This window comes from Micromonospora sp. CA-263727, from assembly GCF_050942455.1.
In the GTDB taxonomy this organism is placed as follows: domain Bacteria; phylum Actinomycetota; class Actinomycetes; order Mycobacteriales; family Micromonosporaceae; genus Micromonospora.
The window spans coordinates 5,541,538-5,560,191 of sequence record NZ_CP192031.1; the positions used below are offsets into that span (position 1 = coordinate 5,541,538).

Consider the following 18,654-nt stretch of genomic DNA (forward strand, 5'->3'; position numbering starts at 1 on the left):
GTGTCAGAGGAGGTGAAGGTCGCGGGCGCGGCGGACGGCGTCGCGGCGGCGGGTGGCGTCGAGCTTGCGGTAGATGTTGCGGACGTGCGTCTTGACCGTATTGACCGAGACCGACAGCTCGGCGGCGATCTCCACGTTGGACAGGATGCTCTGCAAATACCGCAGGATCGTCAGCTCACGCTCGGTCAGCGGATCGTTCAAGGGCGCCGCCGGTGCGGCGGCCGGTCCCCGCTCGGGTGGCAGGTCGGCGGCGCGGACCAGGTCGCTGACCATCGGCCAGTGCGCGGTGCCGGCGTCGAGATGGGCGGCGAGCAGGTCCCGCAGGCCCGGCTCGGCCCGGGTGAACGGCCGGCGGTAGCCGTCCGGGGCGGCCAGGTCCAGCGCCTGCTCCAGGATCCGAGAGGCACCCCGGTCGTCGCCGCCGCGCGCGGCGAGCAGCGCGTCGAGCAACACGACGTCGAGGCGTACCGGCAGCGGCCAGCCGGCCGCCGACGCGGCCGTCCAGTCCGGTAGCAGGCGCGCGGCGGCACGCGGATCACCGGCCCGCAGCTCGGTCCGGGCCACCGCAACGGCCAGCGCCGGGTCCACCCCGGCCGGCCGCTCGACGGCCAACACCGCGACGTCGGCCCCGGCCCGAGGCTCGACGGCCAGCACCGCCTCCGCCCCGGCCGGGTGCTCGGCGGCCAGTTGCCGGGCGGTCGACAGGTCGCCCCGGGCGCTGTGCAGGTCCACCTCGGCGGCCAGCAGCCAGGCCCCCAGTTCGCCGGCCCGGCCCGACCACCTTTCGCGGGCCTCCGTCAGCAGCCCGTGTGCGCCGGGCAGGTCCCCCTCGTCGTGGCGCAGGTAGGCCCGGCACCACGCCGCCACCACGCCCGCCGGTGGCTCCCCGGTCGCCGCCGCAGCCAGCGTCAGGTTCGCCTCGGCTTCCGTCGGCTGGTCCCGGTGCACCGCCACCAGGCCCAGCGCCAGATAGGCGTACCCGCAGTCCAGCTGCGCCGACCAGCCCTGGCAGGGCGGCAGCGCAAGGGCCGCCCGAGCCGCCTCCTCGGCCGCTCGCAGCTCGCCTCGCAGCGCCGCGAGCAGGGCCCATCGGCTGGCGCAGACCAGCTCGGTACGCGGCCGTCCCGCCTGCCGGGCCGCCGCCAGCGCCGTGCCGAACCCGGTCGACGCCCCGATCAGATCGCCCGCATTCAGCGCAAGCAGGGCCAACGCCGTGCCGGCCACCGCCCGCACGTCGGCATCGTCGCCGCCACCGGCCGCAAGCGCCCCGAAGGCGCCCGCCCGAGACTCCCCATCAGCCAACGCAGCACCCGCCCGAGGCTCCTCCGCAGGGACCGCAGCAGCCGGGTGCGGCGCTGCCCCCGTGGCAGCCGCCGGGTCCGCCCGCACCGCCCCGACCGGATCCCCGGCGTCGGGCCGATTGGCGGTGTCGTGCCGAGGGCCGGTGTCGTGCCGAGGGCCGGTGTCGTGCCGAGGGCCGGTGTCGGGCCGAGGGCCGGTGTCGTGCCGAGGGCCCGCGTCGACCGGGGCGGCCGTCGAAGCGGAGGTCGGGTCGGCCGTTCGGGTGGCGAGCAGCCGGGCGGCGCTGGCGCGTACCGCATCGGGGTCGCCGGAGATTCGGGCCAGGGCGAGTTCGCCCGCGGCGACCAGCCGGCCGAAGCGGGCCCGGCGCGGTTCCGGCAGCGACCGGGCGTACCCGGCGGCCAGTCGCAGGTAGCTGCGGGCGGCATCGGCGTCGGCGTCGAGGGCCCGCTGGGCGGCACAGGCCAGCGCGAGTTCCGGATCGCGCTCCACCGCCTCCGCCGGGGGCGGCGCGGGTGCCGGGCGTGGCGCGGACGCCGGAGGGGCACCGGTAATCCGGTCGTAGGGTACGAGTTCCGGCCACCGGGTCACGAACAGGTCGGTGGCGCCCGACCAGTCGCCACCGGCAAGCGCATGCCGCAGGGCGGCCCCCGGGCGGCCGTTGCCGGCGTACCAGCCCGCCGCCCGCAGGTGCAGGTCGCGCAGCTCGTCGGCGGGCACCCGGGCCAGCTCGCGGTAGAGCAGGTCGGCGAGGAGCGGATGGCAGCGGTACCACGCCGGATGGCCACCGTCGGAATGCAGCAGGCCGGCCTCCTCGGCGAGCCCGCTCAGCCGGCCCTCGGCGTCCGCGTCACCGGTCAGCGCGTCGGCGAGCCCGGCGCAGACCGTGTCGGCGACCGCGGCCCGGCGCAGCAACTCCCGGTTGCCCGGCGCCAAGCCGGCGAGCACCTCCTCGCGCAGGTAGCCGGCGATCTCCGGCTGGTCCCCGCCGAGCTGGGTGATCCAGCGCTCCGGGTCCGGTTGGCTGCCCAGGGCGAGCGCGGCGAACCGCAGTGCCGCCGCCCACCCCTCGGTACGCTGCCACAGTCGCCGCACCGCGCCGGCCGGGACGGCCACCCCGTGCGCGGTCAGCAGGTCGACGATCTCGTCACCGGTGAAGGCCAGTTCGTCCGGGCCGATCTCGGTCAGCTCGCCGGCCAGTCGGAGCCGGTGCACCGCCAACGGCAGCCCGGCGCGCCCGGCCACCACCAGGCGCAGCCGCTGCTCGGTGTGGCGCAGCAGGAACTCCAGCCCGGCCAGCGCCGCCGGCTCGGTGACCCGGTGCAGGTCGTCCAGGACGAGCACCACCGGCCGTTCCCGGGCGGCGAGGGCGGCTGCGAGCACCTCCAGTTCGTCCGGTCGCGGCGTCCGGGCGGGCGCGGCGGCCGGATTCGCTGCCGGGTCGGCGACCGAGCGCAGCGCCGCCACGAGGTACGACCAGAGGCGGTCGGCATCGTCGCCGACCTCGACCGAGACCCAGGCCGGCGCCGGGGCGTCCGGGTCGGCCGCCACGGCCGCGCGCCGCCACGAGGCGAGCAACGTCGTCTTGCCCCAACCCGCCGGGGCCCGGACCAGGGTGACCGGTCGGGCCACCCCGTCGTCCAGCAGCCGGGCCAGCCGGGGCCGCAGGACCACCGGCTCGGGCAGTACGGCAGGGGTCAGCCGGGACGCCAGCAGTGGCGGGCCGGCCGGCGTCCGGGCCGCCTCGGCGACCCGGACGGTGCTGCGTTCATCCGGCACGGCCCACCCCCACGGACGCGTTCCCCTCCCCCGGCCCTGCGGCGGGCGGTTACCCCACCGGCGATGGTTCACCCCTTCCGGGCGAGCCCGGTTCACCCCAGGACCGCCGGACTGCGCCCCGATCGGTCGCCTTGAGCGGCGGTACCCACGCGATGACGTCGCCGCGTCGGGTGTGCCAGGGCCGCGTCAACGCGGCGGCCACGGCCACCGAGGCGAAGGCCCAGGCCATCACCGACGGGCGGGCGGCCCGCCGGCCGGGATGGGATGATCGCGCGATGGCTGCGGAGCGGGCGTACGACATCGTGCTGTTCGGGGCGACCGGGTTCACCGGTGGGCTCACCGCGGAATACCTGGCCCGACACGCGCCACCCGGGCTGCGTTGGGCGATCGCCGGGCGCAACCCGGCCAAGCTGGCTGCCGTCCGCGACCGGCTGGCCGCGATCGATCCGGCGGTGGCCGGGTTGTCGCTGCTCACCGCCGACGCCGCCGACCCGGCGTCGCTGCGCGCGGTGGCCGCCGACGCCCGGGTGGTGGCCAGCACCGTCGGGCCGTTCGTCCACCACGGGGGACCGCTGGTGGCCGCCTGCGCCACCGAGGGCACCGACTACCTCGACATCACCGGCGAACCGGAGTTCGTCGACCTGATGTACCTGCGCCACCACGCCGAGGCGGTACGCACCGGCGCCCGTCTGGTGCACACCTGCGGCTTCGACTCGATCCCGCACGACCTGGGCGTCTGGTTCACGATCAAGCAACTGCCCGCCGACGGGCCGATCACCGTGGACGGCTACGTCCGGGCCGGTGGCAGGGTCTCCGCCGGCACGTACCACTCGGCGCTGACCTCCTTCTCGCGTACCCGGGAGGCGTCCCGGGCGGCCCGCGAGCGCCGGGCGGTCGAGCCGCGCCCGGCCGACCGGAGGGCGCGCGCCGTGCCCGGCAAGCTGGCCCGCTCGCCGGACCTGCCCGTCTGGGCGGTGCCGTTGCCGACCATCGACCCGCAGGTGGTACGCCGTTCGGCGGCAGCGCGCCCGGAGTACGGGCCGGACTTCCGCTACCGGCACTTCGCGGCGATGAAACGGCTGCCGACGGTGCTGGCGGCCGGTGCCGGTCTGGGCGCCCTGGTCGGGCTGGTGAAGGTGCCGCCGGCCCGACGCTGGCTGCTCGGCCGGCTCGCCTCCGGCCAGGGGCCGACCGCCGCGCAACGGTCGAAGTCGTGGTTCCGGGTACGGTTCGTCGCCACCGGTGGCGGCCGGCGGGTCGTCACCGAGGTGGCCGGCGGCGATCCCGGCTACGACGAGACCGCCAAGATGCTCGCCGAGTCCGCCCTCTGCCTGGCCCTCGACGAGCTGCCGGCCACCTCCGGCCAGGTCACGCCGGTCACCGCGATGGGCGACGCCCTCCTGCGCCGCCTGACCGCCGCCAACCTCACCTTCCGCATTCTGGATGAAGGAAGGGCCCCCTATTAACGCCTGCGGTATAGCACGGGCCCCTTCTTAACATCGCTCCCTACGCCGCGGGCGGGCGCGGCGGGCGGCGCGGCGGGCGCGGCCCTGCGGGCGGCGGGGCTTGACCCTCGACCAGGTCGAGGCGGCAGGATCGGGCCGTGGAGAGCGACCTGCGCAGCATCGGCGAGCTGGCCCGGGCCAGCGGGCTGACGGTGAGTGCCCTGCGGTTCTACGACGCCGCCGGGGTGTTGGTCCCGGCCTGGGTGGACCCGGCCACCGGATACCGCCGGTACACCAACGACCAGGTGACACCGGCCCGGCTGGTCGCCGGGCTGCGCCGGGTCGGCATGCCGGTGGCCGAGATCGCCCAGGCGGTACGCGCCGAACCCCCGCTCGTCCACCGGCTGCTCGACACGCATCTGCGGCGGTTGGAGGACGGTCTCACCGACGCCCGCCGGGAGGTGACCCGGATCCGCTCCCTGCTCCCGACCGGCCAGCCGCCGAAGGCGACCCGGGTCGTCCTGACCGGACGCGACCTGGCCGCCGCCGTGGACGCGGTCCGGTTCGCGGTCGGCACCGACCCCGAATTTCCGGCGCTGACCGGCGTCCTGTTCGACGTGGCCGCCGACGGCGTACGGCTGGTCGCCACCGATCGGCACCGGATGTCGGTGGCCCGGGCCGACGCGGCGGCGCACGGCCCGGCCGTGCGCGCGCTGCTGCCGGTGGCGGCGGTCGACGAGGTGCGGCGGCGGCTGGGCGAGGAGGGCGAGGTCCGGCTGACCCTGGTTGGACGGGAGGTGAGCGTCGAGGTCGCCGGAGCACAACTGCCGGTCGCCGCCCTGCCGTACGACTTCCCGGACTATCACACGCTGCTGCCCCGTTCCGCCGGTGGCGTGCCGGCCCGCCGTGTCCCGATCGACGCCGAGTGGCTGGTCGGCAAGCTGCGGGCGGGCGAGCCCACGGTCATCCGGGAGTACGCCGGGGCGCCGCTGCCGGTGCACGTGCTCGGCCTGGGCGCCCGGGACGCGCTGCGCCTGCTCGGCCCCGACGACCTGACCGACCCCGCCGGTGCCGTCCCCGATGGCCTCGCCGACCCTGACGACCTCGCCGACCCCGACCCCGACGCCGAGCTGCGCGTCGGTGTCAACGGCGAGTACCTGCTCGACGCGCTGGACGCGGCCGGCGGCCCGCAGCTGGTGCTGGAGTTGGACAGCCCGATCGCTCCGCTCGCGATCCGCCGCCCCGACAACAAGGATGCCTTCTCCATCCTGATGCCGATCCGCCTCTGACCGACCGATACCGGTCCGCCGGTGACCGGCAGCGTGCCGATCCGCCGCTGACCGACCGATACCGGTCCGCCGGTGACCGGCGGCGTGCCGGTCCGCCGCTGACGGACCCGGCCGCCACCGTCGGACTGGAGGGGCCGATCCGCGACTGACCGCAGCGTGCCGGTTCGCCGCTGACCGGCATGGGTGCGGGAGGCGGTGCGGTCCGGGTCCGGCGGTAGCATCTGGAGGTCCACCCGAGGCCGGACGGAGGCGTACGGAGCAGCATGCTCGACATGGAGTTGATCCGGAAGGATCGCGACGCGGTGGCGACCGCGCTGGCGAAGCGGCTGGAGGCCGCCGAGGTCGATCGGGTGCTGGACGAGATCCAGCACCTCGACCGGGAGCGCCGCCGGCTGATCAGTGAGATCGACGGGGAGCGCCAGCGCCGCAAGGCCGAGGCCCGGGCGTACGCGCAGGCGAAACGGGCCGGTGCGGAGCCGGAGGTGTCCACGCCGGAGGCCGGCCGCAAGCAGATCGCCGAGTTGGAGGCCGAGCTCGACGAGGTGCAGTCGCGGCTGCGCACGGTGATGAGCGAGCTGCCCAACCTGCCCGCCGACGACGTGGTCCCCGGCGGCAAGGAGGCCAACCGGGTGGTCAAGACCTTCGGCGAGCCGCCGACGATCGAGAAGATCCGCGACCACGTCGAGTTGAGCCGGATGCTGGGCCTGGTCGACCACGAGCGCGGCGTCAAGCTGGGCGGGTCGGGCTTCTGGATGTACACCGGGCTGGGTGCCCGGCTGGAGTGGGCGCTGGTCAACTGGCTGATCGAGCGGAACATCGAGGCCGGGTACGAGTTCCTGCTCCCGCCGCACCTGCTGCTGGACACCGCCGGCTTCGCCGCCGGCCAGTTCCCCAAGTTCTACGACGACGTCTACCACCTGGACAAGCAGTCCGCCCCGCGCGGGCAGTTCCTGCTGCCGACCGCGGAGACGGCTATCCTCGGGGCGTACCAGGACGAGATCATGGAGACCGCGAAGCTGCCGCTGAAGGTCTTCGCGTACACCCCCTGCTACCGCCGTGAGGCCGCCGGTTCGCACTCGGACGAGCGGGGCACGGTCCGCGGCCACCAGTTCAACAAGGTGGAGATCTTCCAGTTCACCCTGCCCGAGCAGGCGGATGCCGCGCTGGAGCAGATGGTCGGCCACGCGGAGAGCCTGCTCGAAGGGCTGGGCCTGCACTACCAGCGCAGCCTCCTGGCGGCCGGCGACGCCAGCGCCTCGATGCGCAAGACCCTCGACATCGAGGTCTGGATGCCCAGCACCGGCAAGTACAAGGAGGTCTCGTCGGTCTCCTGGGGCGGTGACTACCAGGCCCGCCGGGCGGCGATCCGCTACCGCGAGCCGGGCGGCAAGCAGACCCGCTTCGTGCACACCCTCAACGGCTCGGCGCTGGCGACCAGCCGGCTCTTCCCGGCCATCCTGGAGCAGTTCCAGCAGCCGGACGGTTCGGTGCTGGTGCCGGAGGTCCTCCGCGACCGCCTCGGCACCGACCAGCTCACCCCGCGCTGACCCGGTCGGCGAGGGCCGCTACGCCCGGCCCTCGCCGCTGCGCTCCACCTCCCGCGCGGCTCCGGCTGGTGTCGGGCGCGCCGCGTCTTCGGTGTTAGTAGGGGGCCCCTTTACTACCGCAGGCGTTAATAGGGGGCCCTTCCTTCTCAGCAGGGCGGTTAGGAGTAGGGCGGCCAGGAGGGTGGTGAGGGCGGCGGGGCCGGCGGCGTCGAGGGTGGCGGCCAGCCAGCGCTGGATTCCGGCGGCGGCGGTGACCACCGGGTCGGCGAGCGCCTCGCGGCGACCGGCGGCCAGCCGTGCCTCGTACCAGCCGTACCAGGCGACGTAGCTGCCGGCGAGCAGCAGCACCAGGCCGCTGAGCCGGGGTGCCCAGGCGCCGGCGCCGCGCAGCCGGGCCACCACCTCGCCGCGCAGCAGCGCCACGCCGAGCGCGGCCACCGCGACCACCAACCCCATGCCGAGGGCGTACGCGCCGAACAGCGCCAGCCCGCGCGCCGTGGAGCCGGCCTGGAGGCTGGTCACCACGATCGCCAGGAACGGGGCGATGGCGCAGCCCAGCGAGGCGATCGCGTACGCCATGCCGAAGAGCACCATCGACGGCCAGGTGCGGGTCAGCCGCGGTGCCCGGGCCAGTGGACGCGGGGTGGGCAGCCGCCGGCCGGCGAGCAGCCAGCAACCGAGCGCCACCAGCAGCAGGCCCAGCCCGACGGTGAACCACGGCAGCCGGGGGCGCAGCCAGCCGGCGACCGGGGCCAGTGCCAGGCCGAAGGCGCCGAACACCACGACGTAGCCGAGGGTGAGCGCGGCGGCGGCGGTGAGCGCCCGCCCGACGGCGGCGCGGGTGTCGGTGGCCCCGGCGACCAGCAGCGACAGGTACGCCGGAAGCATGGCGAACCCGCACGGGTTGACCGCGCCGAGCATGCCCGCGGTCAGCGCGAGCAACAGCGGCGCCTCCATCAGCGGACCGGCGCGAGCGGCAGCGGGGCCGTCGGGGGGTGCGGGATCTGCTGGGCCGCCGCCATCAGGCGGCCAGCGCGGTGACCCGGCGGGTGAGGTCCTCGCCGTCCAGCCAGCCCTGGTGGATCACCCGACCGTCCCGGTCGATGATCACGAAGGTGCTCTGCTCGACGACCTCGAAGCGCCGCCAGAGCACCCCCTCCCGGTCGTCGAGCTGCGGCACCGGGCCGAGTTCGAACTCGGTGACGAAGTCGGTCATCGCCTTGCGCTCGCCGAGCCCGGCGACGCCGATGATCGGCACGGTGTCCCGGAACCCGGGCGCGATCTCCGCCACCGTCCACGCCTGGGCGGCGCAGGTGGCGCACCAGGGCGCCCAGAACCAGAGCACCACCGGCCGGCCGGCGAGGGCGGCGGCGTCGAACGGGGCGCCGGCCAGGGTCGTCCCGGTGAACCGGAGGGTGTCCGGGACGGGCACCGGGCCGGCCGGTCCGGTCGAGGGGGACGCGCCGGCGACCGCCGGGGTCGCGGTGGGTGCCGCGGCGGCCGGCCGGAGCGCCTCGGTGTCCGTACCGGCGACGCACGCGGAGGCGGCCAGCAGCACGGCGACCAGGGCGGCGCCGAGAAGGCCGGGACGTCGGCCGGCGGTCATTCGATGGCCGGGCGACGGGTCGTCCGGGCCCGGGCGAAGTGACCGCATCGGCGTCTCCGTTCGGTAGGGATCAGGCCTTGGTCAGCCGCAGCGCGAGTTCCGGGCAGACCTTGATCGCCTTCACCGCGCCCTCCCGCAGCCAGGTCGGCACGGGTGTGCTCGGGAAGGCGGGATATCCGTTCTGGTCGAGTCGGATGAAGTCCGGCACCACGTGGGCGCAGAGGCCGTGACCGTCGCAGCGGGACCAGTCCAGCACCAGCTTCTGCGGGTCCGGGTCGGGTGCGCCGGGCAGACCCATCACGCCCTTCACCCGCTTGCCACAGCCCTCGCCGGTGGTGTGCTTCTTCAGGTCGTCGGCGAAGACCTCCATCGCCGACAGCGCGAAGCGGGACGTACCGTCGGGGTGGCTGCACGCGCCCCGCCCCTTGACGTCGCCGGCGGCGGCCCGGACGACCTCCACCGGCGCGCTGCCGGAGACCGCCAGGTCGACGGCGCGGGCCAGGTCGGGCAGGCCGCGCTTGCACGGGCCGCACTGGCCGGCGGACTCACCGGCCAGGTAGCGCACCACCTGGGCGGCCTCGCCGAGCGGGCAGGTGTCGTTGGCGAGCGGGACGATGATGCCGGCACCGAGGGTGCCGCCGACCGCGGCCAGCCCCTTGCGGGTGACCTCGGCCTTGTTCGCCGCCTCCATGGTGATCCACCTGCCGTGGTAGCCACCCATCAGGATGCCCGGCCCGTCGGGCACCTCGCAGAGTTCGAGGACCTCCCGCAGCGGGGTGCCGGCCGCGCACTCGACGACCGCGTGGCGCTTTGCCGCGCCGGTCACGCTGAGCAGCACAGTGCCCGGCTCGTCGTCGGTGCCGAGCGCCGCGTACTCGTACGGGCCGAGTCGGGCGGCGATCGCCACCTGCGAGTACGTCTCGGCGTTGGACAGCAGGGTGGGCAACCCGTTGACGCCGGAGTCGCTGGATCGCTTCTTGGTGCCGGGCGGGATGTGTGGCAGCCCGTTGATGCCGTTGACCAGCGCGCCGCCCTCACCGCTGATGAACCGGTGCGGCACCGTGACCACGCTGGTCGGCACCGGCATCCGCCGCTCGTCCAGCGCCTCCATCAGGGAGTCCCGGCCGACCAGGTCGTCGGCCACGCAGAGCACGATCTCCTCGGCGTCCAGCGCGAACGCGGCCAGCGCGGCCCCGTCCAGGATCAGGTGCGGCGCCCGGGTCAGGATGACCTTGTCCTTCCAGCTCGCCGGCTCACCCTCGGTGGCGTTGACCACCACCACCGGCGGCAGGTCCTGGCGTTCACAGGACTCCAGCACCGCCCGCAGCTTCCGGGCGAACGGGAAGCCGGCACCCCCCTTGCCCTTGAGCTGGATGCCCTCGGCGAGACGCAGCAGGTTGGACGGTTCCATCGGGCTGATCGGGCCGTGCACCATCTCGTGGGCACGCAGGTCGAGCCGGCCGAACTCGGCGAACCCGGCGGTGAGCCGGGGCTCGCCGATGCAGGCCACCGGGGGAACCGTGGTACGCGCGGTCACTTGGCCTCACCGCGCAGTCCGGCCCAGTAGGCCCCGTCGACCGTGTCCGGGTCGGCCTTGCGGCGACGCCGGCTGTCACCGGAGGCCTTGCGGGCCCGCCGGGAGGCGAGGTCGACCAGGGTCGGGGTGTCGTCGTCGTCCGCGTCCTCCGGGGCGTACCGGGCCGGGGGCCGCCAGTAGTCGGTCTCGGCCTCGGGCATGTCGTCCTCGGCGCTGTGTCGCCCGCCGCCGCTGCGCGGCGCGGCCGAGATCGGCGAACCGGAGATCGGCGCGCCGGAGATCGGACCGGCGGAGATCGGCGCGTTCGACTCCCAGCGGCGCGGGCTGTCCCAGGGCTCCTCCGGCTCCTCCCTGGTCCGCCGGGGCGGGGACGAGTAGCGGCTGCCGGTGTCGGCGTCCACCCGGGATCGGCGGGACCGGCCGGCCTCTTCGTCGTCGCGGCGACGCCGGCCGCCCGACTCCCGCTCCGAGTCCAGCAGTTCCTCCTCGCGGCGGCGGGCCGAGCGACGGCCCGCCGTCTCGCGCTCCTCCTCCCGGCGGGAGGCTCGCCGCCGGGTCGGTTCCTCGTCGCGGCGGCCCCGGCGCCCCGCGGGCTCCACGTCCTCCTCCTCCCGGCGGTAGCTACGCCGGCTGGTCGACTCCAGCTCGTCGTCCCGGCGGGAGGTCCGCCGCCCGACCGGCTCCTCGTCGCGGCGGCGGGCGACCGGCTCAAGCAGCTCGGTCTCCCGGCGCACGGCCCGCTCCAGCTCCTCCTCGTCGCGGCGCGACGCGCGCCGGACGACCGGCTCCAGCTCCTCGTCGCGGCGGTCCCGGCCGGACCGGACCGGCTCGCCCAGGCTGCCCGGCTCGGGGACCACCGGCACGGTGAACCGCTCCGGGTCGTTGCGCCGGATGGTGGGGCTGGCCCAGGTGCCGGAGGTGGTGTTCGCCCAGGTGGCGTCGCGCCGGCTCCGCTTCTCGCGGCCGTCGTCGGCCTCGGCCCGCCGCCCGGTCAGGGTGCCGAGCAGCATCTTGCCCCGGGTCTCCTCGGTGCCCTTGCTGCCGGTCATCGCCTCGTTGAGGGCGGCGGCCTGGTGCTGCTCGCGGCTGCGCCGCTGAAGGGTGACCGAGAGGCGCACCAGCAGCGCCACCACGACCAGCACCACGCAGAGCCAGTAGCTGAGGCTGACCCAGGTGGCCGCCGGGCGACCGGCGCCGAGACCGTGGAAGATGCCGAAGGGCCAGGACACGTATGCCATGGAGTGCAGGGCCCGCCACAGCCACTTCGGGCCGACGTCGGCGAACCGGGCCCGGATGATGCCGGTCCAGAGCACACCCACCATGAGCAGCGCGGCGATGGTGCCGAGCCCGACGTAGAGGCCCCGGCCGCCGACGAAGGGCACGGCCACGTCGGTCACCCCGGCCCGACCGCTGGCGATCTTCGTGATCACGTGGAAGACCAGGCCGGCGACGCCGAGGATGCCGGTGGCCCGGTGCGCGGACTGCAACAGCACCCGGTGCCGGATCATCAGCACCAGCCGGTCGGTGGCGAGCAGCCCCATCATCACCGTCAGACTCAGCGAGACGAGGGCGATCACACCGGCGAAGAACTCGGTGAAGAAGAAGCCCATCGCGTACATCTTCTGGCCGCCGGTGGTGAGCATCATGATCGCCCACAGCGCGGCGATCCCGGACGCGGTGAGCGCCAGGATCTGGCCACGGGACCGTAACCGGATCCCCCGACTGCTGCTGCTGGTACGGACGGCAGGCGCCTTCTCGTTCTGCGTTGCCCGGGCCATGTGCTCCTCGATCGTCTCGCGGCGGCGTACCACCGGCCGACCCTGTTCCCCACACCAGTACGCAACTGGCGCTCGGTCGGATCAGCGTCAGCGAAAAAAATATCGGCGAGTTGTCGAACCGTCCCGTCGCGCGGCGCGTGTAGGCGATGCCCGCCGGCGGAGGGGCAGTCACCGATGTCCATGCATTGACAGGCGATGAAATCGACTTGTAACCTTTCCGAAACTTTCAGCCCGGGTTGCAAGATCCGGGCAACCAGCCCTCACCACCCCGTCCCCCCGGCACCCCAGGAGCACCCGATGCATCGACGTCGACTCCGCACGGCGATCGTCGCCCTCGGCGCGATCGCCAGCCTCCTCACCCCCACCGCCGTGACGGCGCCCCCGGCCGCCGCCGCCCCGGCCGGCAGCAAGAAGGTCATCGCCAACCTCTTCGAGTGGAACTGGCCCTCGGTGGCGGCCGAGTGCACCAGCACGCTCGGCCCGAAGGGCTACGGCTACGTCCAGGTCTCACCACCGCAGGAGCACGTACGCGGCAACCAGTGGTGGGTCGCGTACCAGCCGGTCAGCTACCGGATCGAGTCCCGCAAGGGCAACCGCGAGCAGTTCCGCTCCATGGTCAGCACCTGCCAGGCGGCCGGCGTCAAGGTGATCGTCGACGCCGTCGTCAACCACATGTCGGGCCAGGCGAACGGCGGCACCGGCTGGGCCGGCTCGTCGTACCAGCACTACGTCTACCCCGGCATCTACCAGGCGCAGGACTTCCACTACTGCGGTCGCAACGGCAACGACGACATCGTCAACTACAACGACCGGTACGAGGTGCAGAACTGCGAGCTGGTCAACCTCGCCGACCTGAAGACGGAGTCGGACTACGTCCGCTCCCGGCTCGCCGCGTACCTCAACGACCTGCTGTCGCTCGGCGTGGACGGCTTCCGGCTGGACGCCAGCAAGCACATGCCGGCGGCGGACATCGCGGCCATCCTCGGTCGGCTGAACCGGTCGGCGTACATCGTGCAGGAGGTCATCTACGGTGCCGGCGAGCCGATCCGGCCCGAGGAGTACACCGGCAACGGCGACGTGCACGAGTTCCGCTACGGCAAGGACCTGGCCCGGGTCTTCCGCTCCGAGCGGCTGGCCTACCTGCGCAACTTCGGTGAGGGTTGGGGCCACCTGCCCAGCGCCCGCTCCTCGGTCTTCGTCGACAACCACGACACCCAGCGCGACGACGCCGGCGTGCTCACCTACCGCAACCGGGGCATCTACGCGCTGGCCAACGCCTTCATGCTGGCCTGGCCGTACGGCTCGCCGACGGTGATGTCGAGCTACACCTACAGCAACCGCGATGCCGGCCCGCCCTCGGACGGCAACAACAAGACCCTCAACACGGTGTGTTACTCGGGCTGGGAGTGTGAGCACCGCTGGCCGGTGATCGCGAACATGGTGGGCTTCCGCAACGCCACCGAGGGCGCCGGGGTCAGCAACTGGTACGACAACGGCTACCAGCACATCGCGTTCAGCCGTACCGGCCGGGGCTACCTCACCATCAACGACGAGGACTTCGCGATCAACGGCCGCTCGTACTTCACCGGCCTCCCCGCCGGCCGCTACTGCGACGTCATCCACGGCACCTTCACCAATGGCACCTGCACCGGCCCGGTCATCACCGTCGACTCCACCGGCTGGTTCGCCGCCAACGTCCCCGCCCACGACGCCATAGCCCTGCACATCTCCGCCCGCCTCCCCTGACCACCCCATCCGCCGCCCCGCCCCGGATCACGATCCGGGGCGGGGTAGCGGCGGGTTTGGGGTGGGGGTGGGGCTGAGGTGGTTAGAGTAAGGTGTGGTATTTGGGCGAAATGTGAGGACTGTGGGGCGGCTGCGCTGGCTTGCCGGGCTCACCGTGGTGGCGCTGGTGGGTGGGGCCGGGTACGTCGGGTGGGCGTTGACGCCCACGGCGGGGCCGGCACCGGTTGGGCGGGCGACCGAGGGCCCGACACCGGCTGCGGTCGGGCCGACGGCCGCGCTGCCGCCGGTCGCCGAGGCCGTTCCCTCCGCCGCGCCAGCGCCGGAGGGGCTGCCGGAGATCGACTACGACCCGGCGCCGGCCGGTTTTCCCGACGACCCGGAGAGCCTGGACACCACCCCGCTGACCCAGGGGCTGCACCCGAACCGCCGACTCGCCGCCTACGACGCGCCCGGCGGTCGGCCGCTGGCCTTCCTGATGCCGACCATCAGCGGAGTGGAGCTGACCGTGCCGATCGCGCACCGCGAGACCGGCTGGACGGCGGTGCTGCTCCCCTCGGCCAACCGCAAGCTGGCCTGGCTGCCACCCGGCGGCTTCAGCACCGTCACGCTCCGCGACCAGATTGTGGTGGAACGCGTCCCGTACCGGCTCACCTGGTACCGCGACGGCGTCGCCAAGCGCACCTGGCAGGTCAGCCTGGGTCAGCGCGGCCAGGAGACCCCGCTCGGCCGGACCTTCGTCCTGGGCCGCACCCCGCCGCCGCAGAGCGTCTACGGCGGGGTGGACATCTTCGCCCTCGGCTCGGTGCCCGACGATCCCGACTCCGTGCCGACCGGTCTGCGTGGCGCGCACATCGGCATCCACACCTGGTACCACGACGGCGAGTTGGGCAAGAAGACCACGAACGGCTGCATCCGGTTGACCCCGAGCGGCCAGCGGCTGCTGCTGGCGGAGCTGCGCGAGGGAACCCCGGTCGTGGTCGTTGACGAGCTGCCCGACCCACCCGCGACGGCCTGACCCGTCCCGCTGACCCGCGCCGTAGGCCCGAGCCCCGTCCCGGACGCTCGAAACCCGTCCCGGACGCTCGAAATTGGTCCGGCGACCATCCGGACGTAAGCCGGGGGTAAGCAACCGCGGCCTACCGTCCTGAGACCTTGGTCCCCGGCTGGACGTACCCCCGGCAGGACCACCGGAACCGCGCCACCCGTACGGCGGAAGGAGCCCCGGTGTCCCGCCACACCGCCCACGACCGGACCGCCCCCGGCGACGTGCTGATCGTCACGGGCGGGGTCGGCGCCGGCCACGACGGCGCCGCGGCCGAGCTACGCGCCCGGCTGGCGCGGACCGGCCTTCAGGTGGAGGTACGCGACTTCCTCGACGCCGTTCCCCGGTCCTGCCGGTTCCTCCTGCGCGACGGCTACACCGGCAGCGTCCGGCACGCGCCGTACCTGTTCGAGTGGGTGTTCCAGGGCATCGAACGCGGCAACTGGGTGCATCGCGCCGTCGACGGGATGTGCCGCCTCGCCCAGCGGCAGCTGCGCCGCTGGGCCACGGACCACCGGGTCGTGGTGTCCACCTACCCCCTGGCCAGCCAGTCACTGGGCCAGCTACGCGGTGCCGGACGACTGACGGCCACGGTCGTCACGTACCTCACCGACCCGGCCGTACACCGCCTGTGGGTGCATCCCGACGTCGACCACCACCTGACGGTGACCGAGGCGACCGCCACGATGGGTACGCGCGAGTTCGGCGTACCGATGCGCGCCGTCGGCGGCCTGGTGTCCCCCGCGTTCGAGCAGGAACACACCGCGGCGCAACGGGTCGCGATCCGCCGGTCGGTGGGCCTGCCGGTGCAGGGACGGGTGGCGCTGCTGGTGGCCGGCTCCGAGGGCATGGGCGAGGTCATTCCCACCGTCGACGCGATCGTGGCGTCCGGGGTCGCCGACGTGCTGGTCCTCTGCGGACGCAACGAGCGGCTCCGCCACCGGCTCTCCGGCCGGGACCGGGTCGTGGCGCTGGGCTGGCGCTCCGACGTGGCCGGCCTGATGGCCGCGGCGGACGTGCTGGTGCACAACGCGGGCGGCCTGTCGCTGACCGAGGCGCTCACCGCCGGCCTGCCGGCGGTGACGTTCCGGCCGATCCCCGCACACGGCCGCGCCAACGCGGAGGTGCTCGCCCACGCCGGGCTGGTGCCGTGGCCGAAGACCGACGCGGAACTCGCCGCCGCCATCGTCACGCAGTGCGAGGCTGGCCGCCAGGGCCGCCGGTCGGTGCGGCACCACCAGGACGCCAGCGAACTGGTCCGGTCGCTGCTCGACCGTGGCGAGGCGTTGCCGGCGTCCGCCGACCGGTGTCCGGCGTACCCGTCGGCACCGCACCCGGACCGGCCCGGACCGGACCAACCCGGCGCGCCCGATCACGGCCGCCGGGCCAAGACCGCGCCGTCGAGCGTCGCGGCCTGAGCCCTCATCGCCGATTCACCAGCCGTCGGGCACAGCCGCCGTCGTGGTCGGCCCGCAGCAGGCACCGCCCGCCGCCCGGCAGCCGCAGGTCACAGAAGACCCGATGGCGTACGCCCTGCTCGTCCTCGGCCGACACGGTGGTCTCCCCCGGGTCGGCCTGCGGCAGCACCAGCGCCCAGTGGGCCACCACCCGGGCCAGCCGCTGCGCGTCGAGCAGGTCGGGGGCGACCACCGGCAGGTGCACGACGTACCGCCCGGTCACCGATGGTGCCCCTGGCTCGTCGGCCGCTGGTCCACCGGGCCCTGGCTCAGGCTGGCCTGCCGCGCCTCGGCCTGCTCGGACTGCCACCGCCGCAGCGCCTCCCTGACCCGGGCCGCCTCCCGGTCGGCCGCGGCCACCTGCCGGTACGCGGCCTCCAGGTCGCCGGCCACCCGGTCAAGGAACTTGACGACCTCTACCGGGTCGTAGCCCCGCCGGCCCAGCCGGAACCGCCGATCCCGCACCTGCCACGGCCGCAACGGCCGGTAGCTCGCCGCCCGATAGCAGGTGCCGGTGTGGTGGCGCTCGCCGCGCTGGCTGCCGTGCCGCCCGGTGTGGCCGATGTCGGGCCGCCCGGTGTGCCCGGGGTCGTGTCGGGCGGTGCGCCGCCGGAATGGGATGCGCATGACGGACCTCGCTCTCGTTGGCGTAGGCGATGTGGAGGGCGGGTCCATCGGTCCGCCGCGCACCGACGGACCCGCCCGGCACCTGCCACCGCAGCCTCATTCGGCAGTACGTCAGCAGGGCAGACATGGCCGCTGAGCAGCGGTTCCACAGTGGCCGTGGAGAGAGTGAAGCATCGGCGGGAAAGAAAAGCAACGTCTAACAAACGACGCTTGATCGGCTACGACTTCGACTCGAACACGCCCAGTAAGATGTCTATTGTTTCTGATACAAAGTGGCTGTTTAATCACACAGAGACACGTCGACAATGGCCACGACAGCGGAGGCACGGAGTGTCACAGGCGGTAACCGGAACGACGATGCTGCGACGCCAGATCGGCCGCAAGCTCGAAGCCCTGCGCAAGGCAGCCGGCCTGACCATGGAGCAGGCAGCCGAGGACCTGGATCGGGCCCGGGCGACCCTGCATCGCATCGAGAACGGCGCTGAGAACGTCCGCTTCCGCGCCGCTGATGTCAAGGAGATGCTGAACCTCTACGGCGCGTCGGCCGAGGACGCGGAGTTGCTGCTGGCGATGACCGCCGCCACCCGGGAAAACAAGAACTGGTGGCACGACTACATCGGCTCCGGCATACCCCGCTGGTTCCAGCTCTACATCGGACTTGAGGCTGCCGCTGCGAAGATCCGCAAGTACCAGCCCGAGTTGGTTCCGGGGCTACTTCAGACGCGCGCCTACGCCACACAGATCTTCCAGGTTCCCGGCGGTGCCATCGATGTCGAGAACAGCGAGGAGCAAGAGCAGGCCATCCAACTTCGGATCGAACGGCAAACCCTGCTGACCCGGTTCGCCGCACCGCAACTTAGCGTGATACTCAACGAAGCGGTGTTGCGGCGCCCAGTCGGTAGCGCCACGGTCATGATCGAACAGCTCCACCAGATCCTGAAGGCAGCAGAGTTACCGAACGTAACCGTGCAGGTGCTGACCTTTTCTGCGGGGCTACACGCCGGAGCGATGTCCGGAGCCTTTTCAATCATGGAGTTCCCCGAAGACAGCAACGGCAAGGAGGTGGAGCCGCCGGTGGCGTACCTGGAGGCCGCGACCGGCGCGATCTATCTCGACAAGCCACACGAAACGGCCGCCTACAACACGATCTGGGCCGACATGACGGGTCGCGCCCTCAACCAATCTCAGTCAAAGAGTCTGATCCACCAAGTCGCAGAGGAGCACTCCCGTGCCTGACCTGACCAGTGCCGTCTGGCGCAAGTCCAGCCGCAGCAACAATGGCGGCGACTGCGTCGAGGTCGCCGACAATCTGCCCGGCATCGTGGGGCTGCGCGACAGCAAGGATCCGTACGGTCCGGTCCTCGCCTTCGGCCCGGCGGCGTGGATCGCCTTCGTCGGGGCCGTGAAGCAGGCGGAGCCCGGGAACCGCCCCGGGCAGTAACGCCGATCGAGGCGACATCCACCAACTCTCGTCGATCACGGAGTTGTGGCGACCCAAA

Annotated in this window: 15 protein-coding genes; 8 read left to right on the forward strand and 7 right to left on the reverse strand. The window is 73.5% G+C overall.

Features of this window, described 5'->3' with window-relative positions:
* Positions 1-3 precede the first annotated feature (3 nt).
* Positions 4-3,177, reverse strand: coding sequence for a LuxR C-terminal-related transcriptional regulator (locus ACQPYA_RS24140; protein WP_433529370.1), 3,174 nt, complete (start codon positions 3,175-3,177; stop codon positions 4-6).
* A gap of 179 nt (positions 3,178-3,356) precedes the next feature.
* Here ACQPYA_RS24140 and ACQPYA_RS24145 point away from each other — a divergent pair, with 179 nt between their 5' ends.
* The 3 genes from ACQPYA_RS24145 (at position 3,357) to serS (ending at position 7,362) form a co-directional block, all read left to right on the forward strand.
* Positions 3,357-4,547, forward strand: a complete 1,191-nt coding sequence (locus ACQPYA_RS24145; protein ID WP_433533594.1) for a saccharopine dehydrogenase family protein — start codon at positions 3,357-3,359, stop codon at positions 4,545-4,547.
* Between the two features lie 137 nt (positions 4,548-4,684).
* Entirely contained in the window at positions 4,685-5,815 is a 1,131-nt protein-coding gene (locus ACQPYA_RS24150) for a MerR family transcriptional regulator (RefSeq protein WP_433529371.1), read from the forward strand.
* Positions 5,816-6,078: 263 nt separating this feature from the next.
* Positions 6,079-7,362 (forward strand): serine--tRNA ligase, encoded by a 1,284-nt coding sequence (gene serS, locus ACQPYA_RS24155; RefSeq protein WP_433529372.1) that lies wholly within the window; start codon positions 6,079-6,081, stop codon positions 7,360-7,362.
* Between the two features lie 18 nt (positions 7,363-7,380).
* Here the strand turns inward: serS and ACQPYA_RS24160 are convergent, their stop codons facing one another.
* The 4 genes from ACQPYA_RS24160 to ACQPYA_RS24175 form a co-directional block, all read right to left on the reverse strand.
* Complete coding sequence (locus ACQPYA_RS24160; protein ID WP_433533595.1) at positions 7,381-8,322, reverse strand: cytochrome c biogenesis CcdA family protein; 942 nt, start codon at positions 8,320-8,322, stop codon at positions 7,381-7,383.
* A gap of 61 nt (positions 8,323-8,383) precedes the next feature.
* Positions 8,384-9,016: a redoxin domain-containing protein gene (locus ACQPYA_RS24165; protein WP_433529373.1), complete on the reverse strand. Its 633-nt coding sequence runs from the start codon at positions 9,014-9,016 to the stop codon at positions 8,384-8,386.
* A gap of 22 nt (positions 9,017-9,038) precedes the next feature.
* Positions 9,039-10,505: an NADH-ubiquinone oxidoreductase-F iron-sulfur binding region domain-containing protein gene (locus ACQPYA_RS24170; protein ID WP_433529374.1), complete on the reverse strand. Its 1,467-nt coding sequence runs from the start codon at positions 10,503-10,505 to the stop codon at positions 9,039-9,041.
* Positions 10,502-12,316 carry a hypothetical protein gene (locus ACQPYA_RS24175; RefSeq protein ID WP_433529375.1) on the reverse strand — a complete coding sequence of 605 codons (1,815 nt, stop codon included), beginning with the start codon at positions 12,314-12,316 and terminating at the stop codon, positions 10,502-10,504. The genes ACQPYA_RS24170 and ACQPYA_RS24175 overlap by 4 nt, the downstream gene beginning before the upstream one ends.
* Before the next feature lie 264 nt (positions 12,317-12,580).
* Between ACQPYA_RS24175 and ACQPYA_RS24180 the strand changes: the two genes are divergently transcribed.
* The 3 genes from ACQPYA_RS24180 to ACQPYA_RS24190 all read left to right on the forward strand — a co-directional run bounded on the left by ACQPYA_RS24180 (position 12,581) and on the right by ACQPYA_RS24190 (position 16,489).
* Positions 12,581-14,029 carry an alpha-amylase gene (locus ACQPYA_RS24180; protein ID WP_433529376.1) on the forward strand — a complete coding sequence of 483 codons (1,449 nt, stop codon included), beginning with the start codon at positions 12,581-12,583 and terminating at the stop codon, positions 14,027-14,029.
* Positions 14,030-14,141: 112 nt separating this feature from the next.
* Complete coding sequence (locus ACQPYA_RS24185) at positions 14,142-15,044, forward strand: L,D-transpeptidase family protein (RefSeq protein ID WP_433529377.1); 903 nt, start codon at positions 14,142-14,144, stop codon at positions 15,042-15,044.
* Between the two features lie 209 nt (positions 15,045-15,253).
* On the forward strand, positions 15,254-16,489 hold the full coding sequence (locus ACQPYA_RS24190) for an MGDG synthase family glycosyltransferase (RefSeq protein ID WP_433529378.1): 1,236 nt from the start codon (positions 15,254-15,256) through the stop codon (positions 16,487-16,489).
* Between the two features lie 4 nt (positions 16,490-16,493).
* Here ACQPYA_RS24190 and ACQPYA_RS24195 read toward each other — a convergent pair whose 3' ends face one another.
* Together ACQPYA_RS24195 and ACQPYA_RS24200 are read right to left on the reverse strand one after the other, a co-directional pair.
* Positions 16,494-16,751, reverse strand: a complete 258-nt coding sequence (locus tag ACQPYA_RS24195) for a hypothetical protein (RefSeq protein WP_433529379.1) — start codon at positions 16,749-16,751, stop codon at positions 16,494-16,496.
* Positions 16,748-17,155, reverse strand: coding sequence for a DivIVA domain-containing protein (locus tag ACQPYA_RS24200; protein ID WP_433529380.1), 408 nt, complete (start codon positions 17,153-17,155; stop codon positions 16,748-16,750). Before ACQPYA_RS24200 ends, ACQPYA_RS24195 begins: the two co-directional genes overlap by 4 nt.
* Positions 17,156-17,512: 357 nt before the next feature.
* Here ACQPYA_RS24200 and ACQPYA_RS24205 point away from each other — a divergent pair, with 357 nt between their 5' ends.
* Entirely contained in the window at positions 17,513-18,391 is an 879-nt protein-coding gene (locus ACQPYA_RS24205; RefSeq protein WP_433533596.1) for a helix-turn-helix domain-containing protein, read from the forward strand.
* On the forward strand, positions 18,384-18,596 hold the full coding sequence (locus tag ACQPYA_RS24210; protein ID WP_433529381.1) for a DUF397 domain-containing protein: 213 nt from the start codon (positions 18,384-18,386) through the stop codon (positions 18,594-18,596). The genes ACQPYA_RS24205 and ACQPYA_RS24210 overlap by 8 nt, the downstream gene beginning before the upstream one ends.
* Positions 18,597-18,654: the final 58 nt, after the last annotated feature.